The following is a 17,163-nucleotide window of genomic DNA, read 5'->3' as shown; positions in this document are numbered from 1 at the left end:
AATTAATATTGAATAAGCGGATAACCATGACAAAGAAAAAAGCCAAAGTAGCGTCAAATACGATTGCACTGAATAAACGTGCAAGACATGACTACTTTATTGAAGACGAAATTGAAGCAGGACTTTCATTACAAGGCTGGGAAGTCAAGTCAATGCGTGCTGGTAAAGCGAATATCAGCGACAGCTATATTATTTTCAAAAATGGGGAAGCCTATTTATTTGGTGCAACTATTCAACCATTAAGCCTTGCCTCTACACATATTGTGTGTGACCCAGCTCGAACTCGCAAACTACTACTAAATCAAAAAGAATTAGCCTCCTTATTTGGTAAGGCAAATCGAGATGGCTATACTATCGTTGCACTTTCTCTTTATTGGAAAGGCGCTTGGGCAAAAATAAAAATTGGTTTAGCTAAAGGAAAAAAACAACATGATAAACGCGAAGACATCAAAGAACGAGAATGGAAAGTCACAAAAGATCGGATAATGAAGAATGCTCGCCTTGGTTAAATCATAACAATTAAAAAGTCTTGCCACTATATACAAGGCTTTTTTATATATTAGTAGATTATTATTCAACACCAACCATGACAGAAGTCGCTTTGATAACTGCATAAGCCTCTTTACCAACCTCGAGTTGTAATTCTTGTGCAGCAGCAAGAGAAATTGTCGATGTAATAATATTACCTGCACCAATATCAATACTCACGACAGCATTTACTGCTCCTTTTTCTAAGCTAACAACTTTACCTTTAAATTGGTTTCTCGCACTGATTTTCATTATACATTTCCTCTTTAATTAATAAGTGAATAAAAGTCAATAAAAAAGCCTATTGATGATAATTGGTAATAAAAACTAAACAATCATTCTCTTTAAACTTTTTTGAATAAAATTAAGGCCCTAAATCCAGTAATATCTCCTTGAATATTTTTCACATTTTCTAAACGAACCTGATAATGGTGTAATGCAGCAATACGATATACAATAGAGAGCCCCAGTCCACTCCCTTTTTCATTTTGTCCTGCTGGGCGATAAAAGCGCTGCCCTAATTTCGCTAAGTCAGTTTCTTTGACGCCTTCTCCATTATCCTCAACTAATAAGTTCTCTCGTTGTAAAATCACTTTAACTGTACTGCCATTTGGACAATATTTAATGGCATTATCGATCAAATTACGCAACATCAAAGATAATAATAGGGGCTGTCCTTGCGTAGGGTCAGGCTTAGACATAAGTTCAAATTGTAAGTCAATTTGACGTTTTTGTGCAGCAAAATACCGCTCTCCTATCAATGAGGTTATTAATGCCTGCCAATCTATATTTTCAACATTTTCTAACTCATTTAGACTATCTAAACGAGAAAGTGTGAGTAGCTGATCAATCAGCTGACTTGCACGATCAATACCTTTAGTCAGATTCTCTAGTGCCTCTTGCCGCAATGCTGCATCATCCCCAACCATCTGCGCTACTTCAGTTTGAATCCGTAAGGCAGCCAAAGGGCTTCTTAATTCATGTGCGGCATCAGAAGTAAATTGTCGTTCACGCAATAACATTGTCGCAGTACGCTCAAAAAATTGGTTCAAATTCTGTACTAAAGGTAAAATTTCTTTTGGTAAATGAGCTGTTGTAATTAATGTATTATCATCTGGACTACGTTGTTCGAGTTGTTCACTAACTCGCTTTACACTTTGTAGCTCACGAGTGACGACCCAAACAATAATTCCTAACAAGAGAGGCAAACTTGCAAACCAAATCCACATTTGGCTAAAAACCATCTTATTAATTAAGTCATTACGATAATCAAGCTCTTGACCTACCGCAATCACTAAACGTCCATTATTAACTGGTAACCAAAAGATGCGCCATTTATCATCATCCCCTAAAATATGGCTGATGGAAAAACCTTTTTTAGATGTAAAAATGAAATTATCACCATTATGACCATCACTCAATAAGATGTTTCCATCTTGTGTAAAGATCGCAAAACCAAGCGCATCATCATCAAATCCGCCTTTTTTAAATTTTGTATGTTGATATTTTGATGATTTATTATCAACTAAGATATTACGTAAATTTGATGAAGCTAGACGCTGTGCAAATAACACTTGCTGTGCATCAAAAACCTCATTCACTTCATGACGAACTTGAAACCAAGCCACTGCTGTAGAAATTAGCCAAATCGTCAATGCGGTTAATGACAACACAAGAGTTAAACGAAAGCGTAAGCTTTTATTTGAGACCACTCTTTTTTTCCAGTGATTAGCGAGCCTCATCATTTTTCCCCAATGTATATCCTACACCATGTACTGTACGAATGAATTGCTTACCTAATTTTTGACGTAAATTATAGATATGAACTTCCAATGCATTACTGCTTACTTCATCATCCCATGTATATAATTTTTCTTCAATGAATGTACGAGCAAGAACACGTTCTTTATTCAGCATAAACAGCTCAAGTAACTTATATTCTCTAGTTGTCAGTGAGATTTCTTTATCTTTTAAAAATACTTTACGTTGGTTAGGATCAAATTTCACTAAACTGTGTTCAATCACAGGGTTAGTTTGTCCATAACGACGACGAATTAAAGCTTGTAAACGCGCAACTACCTCAGCCAAAGCAAAAGGCTTGCACAAATAATCATCCGCCCCACGCTGTAAACCTGTAATACGCTCATCTAGAGTATCACGAGCAGTCAAAATTAATACAGGCACATCGTATTTTTCTCTACGCCAACTTTGCAAAATATCTAGTCCATCCATTTTAGGTAACGTCAAATCAAGTACAACCGCATCATAAGGAGCTGTTTTCACAGCCTCTACGCCCATTTTACCATCTTTAAACCAGTCAACTGTGAAACCTGATTTAGTTAAACCAATCTGAAGCCCATTACCAATCAAAGTATCATCTTCTATTAATAAAATTCGCATATTTTACACCGCACTTTTAGAGCATTATTTAATTGTACACAAAGTAGACACAAATATCTCAATCTAATACAAAGCATAACAAATAAAACTGAAGAAATACTTAATAAAATCATAAAGTACTCTTTGTAGTATGCCTAGCACTATAACAGAGTCTTCCCCCCCAATTAACCGTACTGAGTCAAACTTGTACACATTCTCGATATAAAAAATTAAAAAAATCTGTAAGAAAAAGATGAGCATCTCGACTAATACTCCAGAATAAGGAAATTCCATCAGAAAAATTAAAAAAGTTTGTAAGAAAAATCTTTTTCATTCGACTAATTTAACGCAAATGGATTTATGAGGACAAAATGGACAAACAGAGATGTTATTTTCAGGATATAAGCACAGGGATTGGCTTATTAGGTTTACGCTTATTTCTTGCTTGGGAGTTTTTTGAATCGGGTATGGAAAAGTTGAATGGAGAAAATTGGTTTATGGAAGTACAAGACAGTTTTCCATTCCCATTCAATTTACTCCCTGCAGATTTAAGTTGGTTGTTAGCCATGGGAGCAGAATTGTTATTGCCAGTTTTGCTTATTCTAGGGTTATCAACGCGTTTTAGCGCTTTAAGTTTAGCAATTTTAACTGTCGTTGCATGGTATACCGTACATGCAGATGCAGGTTATAACGTGTGTAATAATGGCTACAAAATGGCATTAATTTATTTAGTGGCATTACTACCATTACTTACACAAGGAGCAGGGATGCTCTCTTTAGATTCTCTCTTACAGAGAAAATTTTCAGCCATAAAATGGTTGAAGTTTATTTAATCATTTAGTTCAACATATCACATATTAATTAATAGGAGATTAAGCATGAAAAAATTAGCAACTTTAGCTGCATTAGCAAGCGCATTAACAATGGCCGTATCTGCACCAGTAAATGCTGAAACAAAAATGGCAGATAATGCTGAACAATGCGTAGAAGGCAAATGCATGAAAACTAAAGTAGGCGAAGGCAAATGTGGTGAAGGCAAATGTGGTGCTCATGACCATAAAAAAGCAAAAGCTGGCGAAGGGAAATGTGGTGCTCATGACCATAAAAAAGCAAAAGCTGGCGAAGGGAAATGTGGTGAAGGCAAATGTGGCGCTCATGATCACAAAAAAGCAAAAGCGGGCGAAGGGAAGTGTGGCGAAGGTAAATGCGGTTCTAAATAATACTATTTTGCTGGTGTAATGTTTTTACACCAGCTCTATATAAATATTCATGGAGTTAATACAATGTTAAAAGGTGCTGGATTAGGCTATCGTCGTGATTTAGCCGATGATTTTTTATCACTTCCAACAGAAAATGTCATCCAATTTATGGAAGTGGCTCCCGAGAACTGGATAAAAATGGGAGGCGCTGCACGATATAAATTTGATCAAGCCGCTGAACGTTTTCCGTTAGCTGTACATGGTCTATCACTTTCTCTAGGTGGTCAAGCTCCTTTAGATAAACAATTATTAAAAGGCATCAAAACATTAATGACTCAATATAATTCAGTCTTTTTTTCTGAACATCTGAGTTATTGCGAATGCGAAGGTCATCTTTATGATTTATTACCAATGCCATTCACAGATGAAGCCGTTAAACACGTTGCAAAACGTATTCAAGATGTACAAGATTTTTTAGGGTTACGTATTTCACTTGAAAATACATCTTATTACTTACATTCACCAACTAGTACAATGAATGAAGTTGAATTCTTAAATGCAATTGCTCAAGAGGCAGACTGTGGAATTCACTTGGATGTGAATAATATTTATGTCAATGGTGTCAATCATGGTTTACTTGACCCTTATGTTTTTCTAGATAAAGTTGATGTCCATCGTGTAAATTATATTCACATTGCAGGTCACGATGAAGAACATGCTGCTGCTAAACCAATCCAAAAAACAGAGGAATCATTTAATAAAGTAAAAGGTGAATATCGTCATTTACCTGAGCTATTAGTAGATACGCACGGTGAAGCAGTTAAAGGAAGTGTCTGGGATTTACTTGAATACACTTATCAGCGCTTACCTCAAATTCCACCAACATTATTAGAGCGTGATTTTAATTTTCCACCATTTGCTGAATTATATGCAGAAGTCGAACATATTGCTAAATTACAGCAAAAATATTCTAAACCAATGCAGGAAAATCGTTATGCAGCCTAAATCAACGCTTATCGAAACCCAAAATGCTTTGGCGCAAGCTGTTCGTTTAGGTAATGCAGCCCCCCTTAATAATTATGCACCAAATCGTTTAGCTATTTATGCACGTTTAGTACGTAACAATACATTTAGTTTTATTGACCGTTGTTTTGTCGAAGCCCCTCGCTATATTTCAAAAGAAACTTGGCAAGAAATAAAAGAAACCTTTATTAGGGAAGGTAAGGCACATTCTCCTTATTTTCAGGATATCGCAAGTGAATTTCTTACGTTTTGTCAAGAAAGGCAAGTATTTGATAAGAATATTCTTTCCTTAATGGATTTTGAAAACACGCAACTTATTGCTGAAGTTTCAACTGCTACTGTGCCAGAGACTTTTGTATGGGATACAAATACTGAAATGGGATTATCAAAAGTAGCCTTTCTGAAAAACTATGATGTAGATTTTTTATCTAGTGATTTTATCAGTTTTGAGAAAAAACCTAGCCAACTATTAGTATGGCGAGATAGTAATTTCATAGTAAATCAACAACTGCTATCAGAGCTTGATTTCTGGTTGCTTACTTACCTTTCAGAACAACCTACATCCTTAAAAAAGCTATTAAATGAATTAAATACAATTATTGATAATAGTGAGTCATTGAAACCTTTATTAGAACAAGCTTGGATTAAATGGGTAAATGCAGAAGTAATTTATCCAATGGAAGGGTAAATTCAGCTAAGGCTGATTTTAAAAGGATTTGAATTCAAGTGCGGTAAAAGTTTCTAAAATTTTTACCGCACTTTTTATTTTGAATATGGATTATTTATTCTTTACGTTATCTGGTTTTGTAGCAAAATCTTTCATCATTTTGCTTAAACTTTCACAGTTCTTACCAAAATTATCACATCGTGGACACATTAAACGATGTAGACGTACTCCGACGCTTTCTGCAAATGAGAGTGGTCTTTCATGAGATTCTGAAATTAATTTAGTGACTTTAAAACAATATTTCATTTATCTCTCCCCCATTTTTGTTGTCAAACAATGTTGTAATTGCAAACGAGCTCGATAGAGCAAAACATGTAAATTCGATACTGTGATTTGCTCTGATGAACAAATATCATCTGTTGTACATTCTAAATATTCGCGCATCATAAATACTTTAGCTTGTACAGCAGGTAAACGAGTTAAACAAATTTCAAATAATACCCAAAATTGTTCTGAATAAACTGTATTTTCATCATCCTGTAAGCGTGATGGGGAATATTCTTTTTTCCAACGACCACTTTCAAAAAAACTATTTTCGTCTTCATCATTGACCAAATCACTTTCTACAACAAAGCGGTTATTCACACGTAAATAATCAATAATTTTATTTTTTAAAATAGCAAAAATCCATGTTTTTAACGCAGATTGACGCTTAAAACTCTCGATATTTTTCAATGCACTCACGAATGTCTCTTGTACAAGATCTTCAGCTAAAATGGGATCTTTTATCTGCAACTCTGCAAACTTCAACATTTGTCCACGGATTTTTTCAAGCTCTTCCGATGAAATATTTTGCATATTTGTATCCACTCTTTATTCAATTTATGTCATTTTATCAAATTTTCCCTATGTCATAAACTCGTTTATTACTCAACTCATATTGATAAAAATCTATGCATTTAGACTAGATAAGTTTATATAATCAGCAAATTAGTAATATAGCTTACTAATAAAAATTAGAATAATTTAAATGCTAACTTTTAGTCTCCTCTAGTAACATCAGTAAAAAATATTCTCATCTACTAAACAATATTCTCTCTCATTGACTTCTTCATTTCTCTACACCCACATTTAATAAACGTTTAATTATTTTTAATTCCCTAGCAAAATGGTAATTACTATATGGTTACTCTCTTGGTTGCTAAAATCTATTTGGAGATAGAATGTGTAATAACAAAAAAGCCCGTAAACGTTGATTTTACAGGCTTTTTCTAAGATTTTTGTTTAGTTATGTTTAGCTACGAAACATCAAGTGGTGCTCTGGGCGAGACTTGAACTCGCACGTCCTATGGACACTACCCCCTCAAGATAGCGTGTCTACCAATTCCACCACCAGAGCAGATTTAAATTTCTAACTTATTGAGGGATATCACTATTCTTATTTTCAACTGCTGGTATCTCTAATTTTTGCTGCTGAATTTGTTCTGCAGTTGAAGATAAATCATCAAATTTACCTTGTGTTACATTATGACGATGTGAATTGATATTACCAATCATAATACTAATAACAAAGAATACAGTTGCTAAAATTGCTGTCATTTTAGAGAGAAAATTGCCTGAGCCAGCTGAACCAAAGATTGTACCAGAAGCGCCACCACCAAAAGATGCACCTGCATCTGCGCCTTTACCTTGTTGAAGTAAAATCAGAACAATCACAGCAAGTGAAATTAATCCATAACTAATTAATAGTGCTTGATACATTATACTCTTCTCTACATTCGCAAATTAGCATTGAAAATAACGTGCGGATATTAACGGACATCTATGAATTTTGCAAGTTTTTTCATAAAAATAGATATTATTTGATGGTATTTCACTCAACGACTTCTTTTTTCTCTTTTTTAACCGAATTTTTTTGCTTTTTAGGAATATTTTGATAAGTCTTTTGAGTAATTTGGCTTAATTGACGTAACGCATCAAAATTAACATGTTGTATTAATTCAGGCAAAGAACGGATTAATACTGACATAAATTGCTGATAGCTCATTTCTTTTTGGCTAATACTTGTTAACTGAGATTCCCAGTGTGCAGTCATATCAGGCTGTGTTGCAATTTCAGGTAAAGCCGCAATCAAAATCCGACCTGTTTCTGTGCTATGAATATTACGCCCTTTTTTATATAAAAAACCTCGCTTAAATAACAGCTCAATAATACCAGCTCGTGTTGCTTCTGTACCGAGTCCATCTGTTTCACGTAAAATTTTTTTCAATTCTTTATCTTGAACAAAACGCGCAATACCAGTCATAGCAGACAATAATGTTGCATCAGTAAAAGGTTTTGGTGGTTGTGTTTTTTTACATACAATTTCACCTTGTTTACAAAACAGAATCTGTCCTTTTTTAACTATTGGCAATAAAGGCTCTTGTTGCTCATCCTGATCTTCTTTTCCCCAAAGTTGTTTCCAGCCTGCAACTTGTAAATTTCGGGCTTGAGCAATAAATATTCCACCTGCAATATTAAGCGTAATTTTGCTTTTACGATATTCCGCATCTGGACAAAATTGCATTAAATATTGACGTGCAATTAAATGATAAATTTGCCACTCTTGCTGTGTTAAGGTTACCGATTTATTTTTTGCTGTTGGAATAATCGCATGATGAGCCTCCACTTTTTTATCATTCCAACAACGATTTTTTTGTTCAGGTTGAACAATATCTGGTAATAATTGATATCCATTAACATGCGTTGAAATAGCTTTTAATACGTTCAAGCGTTCAGCAAAATGTTCCTCAGGTAAATAGCGACAATCTGAACGAGGGTAAGTAATTAAACGATGTGTTTCATATAAGCGTTGGCAAATATCGAGTACTTCTTGAGCAGACAAGCCATAACGCTTAGCTGCATCAATTTGCAAAGCAGACAAAGAATAAGGGAGAGGCGCTGTTTCTTTTTCACACTTATCCACATATTCCACCACTTCAGCTGGCTGCTCAGTAATGCGTTTCACTACATTTTCTGCCAATCCTAATGACAACACTCGCCCATCTTCATCTTGATAATCTTCACAGGCTTTGCTTGGTTGCCATAAGGCTTTAAATATAGGAATATTTTCTTGTTCTTGCTTAGAAAGTGCAGTCACTTTTTCAGGTGTTTCAGGCTGAATGTGCGCTAACACTTCATAAAAATCTTTAGGTTGAAAATTTTCAATTTCCAGATCACGCCGCACAATCAACCCCAACACAGGTGTTTGTACACGCCCTACAGAAAGCACACCATTATAACCTGCTTGTCGACCACGGATCGTATAAGCCCTAGTCATATTAATACCATATAGCCAATCTGCTCGAGCACGAGCTAATGCGGAAGTCGCAAGAGGGATAAAATTGCGATTTGATTGCAATTTATTGATGGCTTTTCCTACCGCACTTGGATTCAAATCACTAATTAAGCAGCGTTGAATTTGATTCAATTTATCCGCACTTAATTGTGCATAACTAAAGACTTCATCTACTAGTAACTGTCCCTCGCGATCAGGGTCACCCGCATTAATTAATAGATCTGCCTGACGAATAAGTTTTTCTACGATTTTGAGTTGTTTATATACTGCTTTACGTGGAATAAGTCGCCATTTTTCAGGGATAATAGGCAAATGCTCTAAGCGCCATTGTTTAAAGCGAGGATCGTAGGCATCGGGTTCCGCTTGCTCTAATAAGTGTCCCACACACCAGGTGACATAATCTTCATTCCCGCATTTAATGAATCCTTCATTACGCTGATGCGGTGTGGGCAGCACATCAGCAATAGCTCTTGCAAGGCTTGGTTTTTCTGCGATGAAAAGTCTCATTATCTGCTCTTACCCAAGTTGACGACGCCCTAAAAAAGAATGGGTTAAAGTAGTTCCATCGACCATCTCTAATTCACCACCAACAGGAATACCATGTGCAATACGCGTGACTTTAATATTTTGTTGTACACACAGATCTGCGATGTAATTAGCAGTAGCATCTCCCTCAACAGTTGGATTAGTGGCTAAAATGACCTCATGAAAACTTTCCTCTTGCAAACGCTTTTGCAATATATGCAACCCGATTTCTTTAGGACCGATACCATCAAGAGGAGATAAATGCCCCATTAACACAAAATAACGCCCTGAAAATTGTCCTGTTTGCTCAATTGCTTGGATATCAGAGGGTTGCTCAACTACACAAAGTAACCCTGAATGTTGACGACGGGGGTTATTACAAATAGTACAAATGTCTTCCTCAGTAAAAGTACGACAATGAGAACAATGACCAATTTTAGACATTGCTTCTGTTAATGCTCGTGCTAAATCTATACCACCATTACGATTACGCTGTAAAAGATGATAGGCCATACGCTGAGCAGATTTTGGTCCAATACCAGGAAGACAGCGTAAACTTTCAATAAGATGCTCGAGTAATGGGCTTGTTTGCATTGTTTTTTCTCTTAATTAAGATTTAGAAGAGTTCATCTTAGAGGAAACTATTTTTCTTTGCTCATCAAATAAAATAAGTAAAACATCCTCTGTAATTAAGCAAATCGTTATTATATAAAGAGCTGTTTATAAAAAACTGACCTTGCTCATTTATGTTATATTTATAAACAATTGTCTTGAAAAACAGACCACTGTAAGAATAATGAAAAATTTAAATTATCAATAATAATATTGTTAAAATAGTGATAAAAAACAGACCGCACTTTCAAAAGTGCGGTCAAGCTTAACAGACATTCTTATAGTTGATTAAGACTCAATATATTTTGTTGTTTCTAATGATTACCTAATGAAAGTACTTTTAATATAAAAAACTTCTGTAAGGCAAAATCAGCAATTGACTCAAAATATGTTTTACTGTCTTTTCTACAAGAACAAAAAATAACAAATTAAAATGGCATTTTAAAGCCAGGAGGCAATTGCATTCCTGCTGTCACCGATGCCATTTTTTCTTTTTGTAACTCTTCCGCACGACGAACTGCATCGTTAAAGGCTGCTGCAATCAAATCCTCTAACATTTCTTTATCGTCTTCCATTAAAGAAGGATCAATTTCCACACGACGACAATTATGTGCACCATTAATCGTGATCTTAACTAGACCTGCACCAGATTCGCCAGTTACTTCCAGCTGAGCAATCTCTTCTTGCATTTTTTGCATACGATCTTGCATTTGTTGGGCTTGTTTCATTAAGTTACCTAAACCGCCTTTTCCAAACATAATTTTTTCCATTTGTTAATTAAAAAAGTGGTTGGCATTTTAACTAAAAATTACTACGTTGAAAATAAATAAACGTGATCTAGGCTGAAAATTCAACTTTTTCCTATTGAGAGTGACTTTTTTCCGTATTATTATGTTTTAACAATTTCGTAACGAAACCCTACCGCACTTTACCCTAATGCGGCTTCCCTTAACAGATAAAATAAACCCAACGAGGTAACCTATGTCTAACTTTCTACAATCCTATCAACAACATATTGATGAACGTGCGGCATTAGGCATTGTGCCGAAACCTTTAAATGCAGAACAAACAGCACAACTCATTGAATTATTAAAAAATCCCCCTAAAGATAAAGACGATTATTTACTGAATTTATTTGAAACTCGTATTCCTGCTGGCGTTGATGAGGCAGCTTATGTAAAAGCATCCTTCCTTGCTGCTATTGCTAAAAGAGAGAGCACTTCTCCATTGATTTGTCCTAAAAAAGCTGTCGAATTACTTGGCACAATGCAAGGTGGTTATAATATAGAACCTTTATTACACGCCTTAGATGATGAAGAACTTGCTCCTATTGCTGCGAAAGCATTGTCATTTACATTACTCATGTTCGATAATTTTCATGATGTTGCCGAAAAAGCTAAAAAAGGAAATCACTATGCCCAACAAGTTCTACAATCTTGGGCTGATGCAGAATGGTATTTATCCCGTCCCAAATTAAGCGATAAAATTACAGTAACCGTATTTAAAGTTACAGGGGAAACAAATACTGATGATCTCTCACCAGCACAAGACGCATGGTCTCGTCCAGATATCCCATTACATGCGCTTGCCATGCTAAAAAATCCACGTGATGGAATTGAACCAGATGATGCTGGTAATGTAGGTCCGATTAAACAACTTGAAAAATTAAAAGAAAAAGGGTTCCCATTAGCTTACGTTGGCGATGTAGTAGGAACAGGCTCTTCACGTAAATCAGCAACAAACTCTGTGCTCTGGTTTATGGGAGAAGATATTCCATATATTCCAAATAAACGAGCAGGGGGAGTTGTTCTTGGTGGAAAAATTGCACCTATATTTTTCAATACTATGGAGGATGCAGGTTCATTACCAATCGAAGTAGATGTCAGTTTGCTGAATATGGGCGATGTTATTGATATTTATCCATATGAGGGAAAAATCTGTCGACATAATACAGATGAGGTATTAGCGGAGTTTACTTTAAAAACTAATGTTTTATTGGATGAAGTTCGTGCAGGTGGTCGTATTCCATTAATTATTGGGCGAGGCTTAACACATAAAGCACGTTGTGAACTCGGCTTAGCAGAAACAGATGTTTTCGCTAAACCACAAAGTACATTAACGAGTGATAAAGGCTTTACACTCGCACAAAAAATGGTTGGTCGAGCTTGTGGTGTAGAAGGTATTCGTCCTGGACAATATTGTGAACCACGTATGACATCTGTTGGTTCACAAGATACGACAGGGCCAATGACACGTGATGAATTAAAAGATCTCGCATGTTTAGGTTTTTCTTCTGATCTTGTGATGCAATCCTTCTGTCATACTGCGGCTTATCCAAAACCAGTTGATGTCGTAACACACCATACGTTACCAGATTTTATCATGAACCGAGGGGGTGTCTCATTACGTCCTGGAGATGGTGTTATTCACTCATGGTTAAACCGTATGCTTTTACCTGATACAGTGGGTACAGGAGGCGATTCACATACTCGCTTCCCTATTGGTATTTCTTTTCCTGCTGGCTCTGGCTTAGTTGCTTTTGCCGCGGCAACTGGCGTGATGCCTTTAGATATGCCTGAATCCGTATTAGTTCGTTTTAAAGGCGAAATGCAACCAGGCATCACTTTACGCGACTTAGTCCATGCTATTCCTTACTATGCTATTAAACAAGGGCTGCTTACTGTTGAGAAAAAAGGGAAGAAAAATATTTTTTCTGGCAAAATTTTAGAAATTGAAGGATTAGAAAACCTAAAAGTTGAGCAAGCTTTTGAGCTTTCTGATGCATCTGCTGAACGTTCAGCAGCAGCTTGTACCATTAAACTTGCGAAAGAACCTATTATTGAATACTTACAATCTAATATTGTGTTATTGAAATATATGATTTCTGAAGGTTATGGTGATGCACGTACTTTAGAACGCCGTATCAACGCAATGGAACAGTGGCTGGCTAACCCAGAATTGCTAGAAGCAGATAAAGATGCAGAATACGCAGCAGTGATTGAAATCAATTTAGCAGATATTAAAGAACCAATTTTATGCGCACCTAATGATCCTGATGATGCTCGTTTATTATCTGAAGTACAAGGTGATAAAATTGATGAAGTCTTTATTGGTTCATGTATGACTAATATTGGTCACTTCCGTGCTGCAGGTAAATTATTATCAAAATTCAAAGAGATGATTCCTACTCGCTTATGGATAGCCCCTCCTACCAAAATGGATGCAGCATTACTCAGCGAAGAAGGATATTACAGTATTTACGGCAAAAGCGGGGCAAGAATTGAAGTACCAGGTTGTTCGTTATGTATGGGTAACCAGGCACGTGTTGCTAATAATGCGACTGTCGTATCTACTTCGACCCGTAACTTTCCAAACCGTTTAGGCCAAGGAGCAAATGTTTATCTCGCCTCAGCTGAACTAGCAGCAGTATCAGCTATCTTGGGTAAACTACCAACATTAGAGGAATATCTGTCTTTCGCTGCTGATTTGCAACAAGACAAAGACGATACTTATCGCTACATGAATTTTGATAAGATTAATAGTTATATGCAAAAAGCTAATAACGTTATCTTTCAAAGTACGGTATAATTTACACACTTTTGGTAAAAATAAATTAAACAAAAGGGGAACGATGTTCCCCTTTTATTCAATTTAAAATATCTTTCATTCATAGGTAAATATCTTGGAATTACGTCACTATATTACGTTTTTTGCTGCAGTACTTATCCTCCAATTATTTATTTTCATATTTAATCGTACATTAAACTGGCTTTTCGCATCAAAGTTAACAAGTAAAAAACGTAAGATCTTATTTATAAACAATTATTTAATTGCTAATTTTCTGATTTTACTCACGATATTTCGTATTTTCCCTTTATTCCGCCTAAGTGCTTTTCTTTTAGCATTTTTATTATTTGCATCATTCGTTAGTTTAGGCTGTTTACTCTGCCATTTTATTCTTAAACCTTATATCCCATTAGCCAAATTACATAAAATATTACGCATTACATATCCTATTGCACTTTCAGGCTTACTTGGAATAAGTATTTATAACGCCTATACTCCAACAGTAATTCATTATGAAATCACACTCGACAAACCTATTAAACCAATGCGAATTGGCATGGCAAGTGATTTACATTTAGGGATTTTATTTGGTCGTCGCCAATTAGATAAACTTGCTGAATTAATGACTCAGAATAAGGTCGATATCATCCTCATGCCAGGGGATATTATGGACGATAATACCGAGGCTTATGTAACTGAAAATATGCGACCTCACTTAGCAAAACTTACTGCACCATTAGGTGTTTATGCGACATTAGGTAATCATGATTTTTTTGGTCATCAACAAGCAATCAAGCAAGAATTAGAACTTGCAGGTATTGAAGTTTTATTCGATCAAACCAAAGTAATCAATAATACTTTTGTCTTAGTTGGACGTAATGATGATTTATTAAGAACTCGTCCAAGTGCGGAACAACTTTTAGAGAAAGTAGATACAAGACTTCCTATTATTTTGCTTGATCACCGTCCAACTGAAATAGAAAAACATGCAAAATTACCTATTGATATTCAAGTATCTGGACATGCTCACAAAGGTCAGATTTTTCCAGCTAACTTGATTACCAATCTACTCTACCCTTTAGATTACGGTTATGAGAAAATAGGCAACGGACATTTCTTCGTCACCTCTGGTTATGGTTTCTGGGGGATACCAATGCGTTTAGGTTCTCAATCTGAAATCGTTATCATTGATGTTAAGTAACAATTGAAAAAGGAATTCTTAAAATGAAGACATCTTCAAAATTAACCGCACTTGGCTTAACACTTCTATCTTTCTTCTCTCACAATGCTATTGCCGAAAAAAAATTGACAGTATACTGTAGTGTTCAACATGCTACTTGCGAGAAAATGGTACAAAGGTTTAGTGAAAACTATAATATAAACGCTCAATTTGTTCGTAACAGTACTGGGGCGACATTAGCTAAACTCATTGCCGAAAAAAATAATCCACAAGCAGACATTTGGTATGGCGGTACCATTGAACATCACTTTCAAGCGGGTGATTTAGGGTTATTAGCTCCTTATCGTTCTCCACGCCAAGCTGAAATTATGCCTCAATTTAAGACATTAATAGACAAACATGGCGAGCTAACTTCAATCGTTTATCTTTTAGTACTTGGTTTTGGCGTGAATACAGAAAAACTAAAACAACTAGGTATCACTGAACCACCAAAATGTTGGTCAGATCTCCTTGATCCTCGCTTACAAGGCTATGTTCAAATGCCAGATCCTCAAATTTCAGGTACAACTTATACTGCCATTGCGACATTAATGGAATTATGGGGGGAACAAAAAGCATTTGAGTATCTCAAAAAATTAAATGCCAACGTATCTGAATACGTAAAGAGTGCTTTAGTCACAACAAATCTTTCACGTGGCGAATCTGCTGTTGCTGTGGGATTTATCCATAGCTATGCTACTGAAAAAGAAAAAGGAGCGCCAGTTGAAAGCATTTTACCTTGTGAGGGTGATGGCTATTCCTTAGGTGGGATGAGTATTATCAAAAATGCACGTAATTTAGATAATGCTAAATTATTTGCCGATTGGGCATTAAGTAAAGAAGCTCAAGAACTTGTCTGGCGAGAAACTAAAGTTTATCAAATTCCAACGAATATTCATGCAGAGGCATCTCCTCAGTCAGTTAGTCCAAAACACTTGAAATTAATCAGCTATGACTTCGATCGCTTTGGTAAGAGCTCAGAAGGAAAACGTTTGACTGACAAATGGCTTAAAGAAGTAAAACTAGCCAAATAACAGGGTAAAAAGAAATAGGCAGCGAATATACGCTGCCTATTTTTATAACAATAACCAATACACTAAGCATTTTCAATACCAAAGGCAATCACATCTTTGATTGTTTGTGCTTGCAATGCGATCATCAATAATCTATCTACACCCAAAGCTACACCAGAACAATTTGGTACACCTGCTTGTAATGCAGCTAATAATCGTTTATCAATTGCGCGTTGCGGTAATCCTATTTTTTGTCGTTGTACGTTGTCTTGTTCAAATCGGCGAAGTTGTTCATTTACATCGGTTAGCTCATGAAACCCATTAGCTAACTCTAAGCCTTGATAATAGAATTCAAAGCGTTCTGCAACACGATGATCTTCAGAACTAATCTGTGCTAATGCAGCCTGTGTTGCAGGGAAATGATAAACAGCGATGGGATGTTCTTTACCGATATTAGGTTCAACTATCGTGCTAAACAAGAACTGTAACAATGTATCTCTATCCTCTTCCGCTGCACTCAATAAATTATATTCTTTAGCCTTAGCAATTAATTCTTCTCTATCCACAGAAAGAGGATCTAAACCAACATATTCTTGAAAAACGAATTGGTAACTTAAACTCTCTGTTGGAGGGCAATCTAAAATCTGCTGTAATAAGTCATCAACTTCATTGATTAAACGGTACATATCAAAATGGGGACGATACCATTCCAGCATTGTAAACTCGGGATTATGATGTTGTCCTGACTCTTCATTTCTAAATACATGGCAAAGCTGGAAAATAGGTCCGCTCCCTGCTGCCAATAAACGCTTCATATGATATTCAGGACTCGTCGAAAGCCATAATTTTTTTGATTGTTCTGCGAAGGGTGAATTAAATTCTGTATCAAAAGTAGATAAATGGACATCTGTTACACCAAACTCGCTTAATATGGGGGTTTCAACTTCAAGCAAGCCACGGTCCGTAAAGAAACGTCGAATTTCAGCAATGATTTTTGCACGTGCAAGTAAATTTTTAATTGAAGCAGTAGGCTGCCAATTTTCAGATTCAAACATAAACTTTATCCACAATATAAATTGAATAGCTTATTCTAA

At 35.8% G+C, this 17,163-nt stretch carries 18 protein-coding genes and 1 tRNA gene; 8 read left to right on the top strand and 11 right to left on the bottom strand.

Features of this window, described 5'->3' with window-relative positions; genetic code table 11:
- The first annotated feature begins 26 nt into the window (after nucleotides 1-26).
- The gene (gene smpB / locus DYE19_RS01995) at nucleotides 27-509 is read left to right on the top strand and encodes an SsrA-binding protein SmpB (protein WP_115322432.1); all 483 of its coding nucleotides are present in this window, start codon (nucleotides 27-29) and stop codon (nucleotides 507-509) included.
- A gap of 61 nt (nucleotides 510-570) precedes the next feature.
- On the opposite strand, the gene DYE19_RS01990 is transcribed toward smpB, so the two are convergent.
- From DYE19_RS01990 to DYE19_RS01980, 3 genes are all read right to left on the bottom strand, one after another.
- On the bottom strand, nucleotides 571-780 hold the full coding sequence (locus tag DYE19_RS01990) for a TOBE domain-containing protein (protein WP_115322431.1): 210 nt from the start codon (nucleotides 778-780) through the stop codon (nucleotides 571-573).
- 92 nt (nucleotides 781-872) lie between these two features.
- Entirely contained in the window at nucleotides 873-2,273 is a 1,401-nt protein-coding gene (qseC, locus tag DYE19_RS01985; protein WP_115322430.1) for a quorum sensing histidine kinase QseC, read from the bottom strand.
- The gene (locus DYE19_RS01980) at nucleotides 2,257-2,928 is read right to left on the bottom strand and encodes a response regulator (RefSeq protein ID WP_115322429.1); all 672 of its coding nucleotides are present in this window, start codon (nucleotides 2,926-2,928) and stop codon (nucleotides 2,257-2,259) included. The genes qseC and DYE19_RS01980 overlap by 17 nt, the downstream gene beginning before the upstream one ends.
- Nucleotides 2,929-3,278: 350 nt before the next feature.
- Between DYE19_RS01980 and DYE19_RS01975 the strand changes: the two genes are divergently transcribed.
- The 4 genes from DYE19_RS01975 to DYE19_RS01960 all read left to right on the top strand — a co-directional run bounded on the left by DYE19_RS01975 (nucleotide 3,279) and on the right by DYE19_RS01960 (nucleotide 5,817).
- Nucleotides 3,279-3,740, top strand: coding sequence for an HvfX family Cu-binding RiPP maturation protein (locus DYE19_RS01975; protein ID WP_049216367.1), 462 nt, complete (start codon nucleotides 3,279-3,281; stop codon nucleotides 3,738-3,740).
- Between the two features lie 45 nt (nucleotides 3,741-3,785).
- Nucleotides 3,786-4,127, top strand: coding sequence for an oxazolone/thioamide-modified RiPP metallophore HvfA (hvfA, locus tag DYE19_RS01970; RefSeq protein ID WP_115322428.1), 342 nt, complete (start codon nucleotides 3,786-3,788; stop codon nucleotides 4,125-4,127).
- A gap of 63 nt (nucleotides 4,128-4,190) precedes the next feature.
- Nucleotides 4,191-5,111 (top strand): HvfB family MNIO-type RiPP peptide maturase, encoded by a 921-nt coding sequence (locus DYE19_RS01965; protein WP_115322427.1) that lies wholly within the window; start codon nucleotides 4,191-4,193, stop codon nucleotides 5,109-5,111.
- Nucleotides 5,101-5,817 carry an HvfC family RiPP maturation protein gene (locus DYE19_RS01960; protein WP_115322426.1) on the top strand — a complete coding sequence of 239 codons (717 nt, stop codon included), beginning with the start codon at nucleotides 5,101-5,103 and terminating at the stop codon, nucleotides 5,815-5,817. Before DYE19_RS01965 ends, DYE19_RS01960 begins: the two co-directional genes overlap by 11 nt.
- 90 nt (nucleotides 5,818-5,907) lie before the next feature.
- On the opposite strand, the gene DYE19_RS01955 is transcribed toward DYE19_RS01960, so the two are convergent.
- The 7 genes from DYE19_RS01955 to DYE19_RS01925 all read right to left on the bottom strand — a co-directional run bounded on the left by DYE19_RS01955 (nucleotide 5,908) and on the right by DYE19_RS01925 (nucleotide 11,028).
- Nucleotides 5,908-6,102: an anti-sigma factor family protein gene (locus tag DYE19_RS01955; protein WP_049216370.1), complete on the bottom strand. Its 195-nt coding sequence runs from the start codon at nucleotides 6,100-6,102 to the stop codon at nucleotides 5,908-5,910.
- The gene (locus tag DYE19_RS01950) at nucleotides 6,103-6,654 is read right to left on the bottom strand and encodes a sigma-70 family RNA polymerase sigma factor (RefSeq protein WP_049216371.1); all 552 of its coding nucleotides are present in this window, start codon (nucleotides 6,652-6,654) and stop codon (nucleotides 6,103-6,105) included.
- A 455-nt stretch (nucleotides 6,655-7,109) separates the two neighbouring features.
- Nucleotides 7,110-7,195, bottom strand: a tRNA-Leu gene (locus DYE19_RS01945).
- 17 nt (nucleotides 7,196-7,212) lie between these two features.
- On the bottom strand, nucleotides 7,213-7,557 hold the full coding sequence (secG, locus tag DYE19_RS01940; RefSeq protein WP_115322425.1) for a preprotein translocase subunit SecG: 345 nt from the start codon (nucleotides 7,555-7,557) through the stop codon (nucleotides 7,213-7,215).
- Between the two features lie 112 nt (nucleotides 7,558-7,669).
- Entirely contained in the window at nucleotides 7,670-9,640 is a 1,971-nt protein-coding gene (locus tag DYE19_RS01935) for a DNA topoisomerase III (protein ID WP_115322424.1), read from the bottom strand.
- Nucleotides 9,641-9,649: 9 nt separating this feature from the next.
- Nucleotides 9,650-10,252, bottom strand: coding sequence for a recombination mediator RecR (gene recR, locus DYE19_RS01930; protein ID WP_115322423.1), 603 nt, complete (start codon nucleotides 10,250-10,252; stop codon nucleotides 9,650-9,652).
- Between the two features lie 446 nt (nucleotides 10,253-10,698).
- Nucleotides 10,699-11,028 (bottom strand): YbaB/EbfC family nucleoid-associated protein, encoded by a 330-nt coding sequence (locus tag DYE19_RS01925; protein ID WP_049216375.1) that lies wholly within the window; start codon nucleotides 11,026-11,028, stop codon nucleotides 10,699-10,701.
- 223 nt (nucleotides 11,029-11,251) lie between these two features.
- On the opposite strand from DYE19_RS01925, the gene acnB reads away from it, so the two are divergent.
- The 3 genes from acnB to DYE19_RS01910 all read left to right on the top strand — a co-directional run bounded on the left by acnB (nucleotide 11,252) and on the right by DYE19_RS01910 (nucleotide 16,090).
- Nucleotides 11,252-13,858, top strand: a complete 2,607-nt coding sequence (gene acnB, locus DYE19_RS01920; RefSeq protein WP_115322422.1) for a bifunctional aconitate hydratase 2/2-methylisocitrate dehydratase — start codon at nucleotides 11,252-11,254, stop codon at nucleotides 13,856-13,858.
- 94 nt (nucleotides 13,859-13,952) lie between these two features.
- The gene (locus DYE19_RS01915; protein ID WP_115322421.1) at nucleotides 13,953-15,038 is read left to right on the top strand and encodes a metallophosphoesterase; all 1,086 of its coding nucleotides are present in this window, start codon (nucleotides 13,953-13,955) and stop codon (nucleotides 15,036-15,038) included.
- A gap of 23 nt (nucleotides 15,039-15,061) precedes the next feature.
- Nucleotides 15,062-16,090, top strand: coding sequence for an ABC transporter substrate-binding protein (locus DYE19_RS01910; RefSeq protein WP_049216378.1), 1,029 nt, complete (start codon nucleotides 15,062-15,064; stop codon nucleotides 16,088-16,090).
- Between the two features lie 62 nt (nucleotides 16,091-16,152).
- Here DYE19_RS01910 and epmA read toward each other — a convergent pair whose 3' ends face one another.
- Nucleotides 16,153-17,124, bottom strand: coding sequence for an elongation factor P--(R)-beta-lysine ligase (epmA, locus tag DYE19_RS01905; RefSeq protein WP_115322420.1), 972 nt, complete (start codon nucleotides 17,122-17,124; stop codon nucleotides 16,153-16,155).
- Nucleotides 17,125-17,163: the final 39 nt, after the last annotated feature.

The sequence above is a fragment of the Pasteurella canis genome, assembly GCF_900454865.1.
GTDB lineage: Bacteria > Pseudomonadota > Gammaproteobacteria > Enterobacterales > Pasteurellaceae > Pasteurella > Pasteurella canis.
The sequence above is the reverse complement of the archived record's forward strand: the minus strand, read 5'-3'. Positions and strand labels throughout refer to the sequence as shown.

What these genes read in the sequence shown, in the direction of transcription:
- smpB (WP_115322432.1), top strand. Translation starts at nt 27, where the DNA reads ATGACAAAGAAAAAAGCCAAAGTAGCGTCAAATACGATTGCACTGAAT.
- epmA (WP_115322420.1), bottom strand. Translation starts at nt 17,124, where the DNA reads ATGTTTGAATCTGAAAATTGGCAGCCTACTGCTTCAATTAAAAATTTA.
- DYE19_RS01935 (WP_115322424.1), bottom strand. Translation starts at nt 9,640, where the DNA reads ATGAGACTTTTCATCGCAGAAAAACCAAGCCTTGCAAGAGCTATTGCT.
- DYE19_RS01965 (WP_115322427.1), top strand. Translation starts at nt 4,191, where the DNA reads ATGTTAAAAGGTGCTGGATTAGGCTATCGTCGTGATTTAGCCGATGAT.
- acnB (WP_115322422.1), top strand. Translation starts at nt 11,252, where the DNA reads ATGTCTAACTTTCTACAATCCTATCAACAACATATTGATGAACGTGCG.
- DYE19_RS01990 (WP_115322431.1), bottom strand. Translation starts at nt 780, where the DNA reads ATGAAAATCAGTGCGAGAAACCAATTTAAAGGTAAAGTTGTTAGCTTA.
- DYE19_RS01960 (WP_115322426.1), top strand. Translation starts at nt 5,101, where the DNA reads ATGCAGCCTAAATCAACGCTTATCGAAACCCAAAATGCTTTGGCGCAA.
- DYE19_RS01950 (WP_049216371.1), bottom strand. Translation starts at nt 6,654, where the DNA reads ATGCAAAATATTTCATCGGAAGAGCTTGAAAAAATCCGTGGACAAATG.
- secG (WP_115322425.1), bottom strand. Translation starts at nt 7,557, where the DNA reads ATGTATCAAGCACTATTAATTAGTTATGGATTAATTTCACTTGCTGTG.
- qseC (WP_115322430.1), bottom strand. Translation starts at nt 2,273, where the DNA reads ATGATGAGGCTCGCTAATCACTGGAAAAAAAGAGTGGTCTCAAATAAA.
- DYE19_RS01975 (WP_049216367.1), top strand. Translation starts at nt 3,279, where the DNA reads ATGGACAAACAGAGATGTTATTTTCAGGATATAAGCACAGGGATTGGC.
- DYE19_RS01925 (WP_049216375.1), bottom strand. Translation starts at nt 11,028, where the DNA reads ATGTTTGGAAAAGGCGGTTTAGGTAACTTAATGAAACAAGCCCAACAA.
- hvfA (WP_115322428.1), top strand. Translation starts at nt 3,786, where the DNA reads ATGAAAAAATTAGCAACTTTAGCTGCATTAGCAAGCGCATTAACAATG.
- DYE19_RS01955 (WP_049216370.1), bottom strand. Translation starts at nt 6,102, where the DNA reads ATGAAATATTGTTTTAAAGTCACTAAATTAATTTCAGAATCTCATGAA.
- recR (WP_115322423.1), bottom strand. Translation starts at nt 10,252, where the DNA reads ATGCAAACAAGCCCATTACTCGAGCATCTTATTGAAAGTTTACGCTGT.
- DYE19_RS01980 (WP_115322429.1), bottom strand. Translation starts at nt 2,928, where the DNA reads ATGCGAATTTTATTAATAGAAGATGATACTTTGATTGGTAATGGGCTT.
- DYE19_RS01910 (WP_049216378.1), top strand. Translation starts at nt 15,062, where the DNA reads ATGAAGACATCTTCAAAATTAACCGCACTTGGCTTAACACTTCTATCT.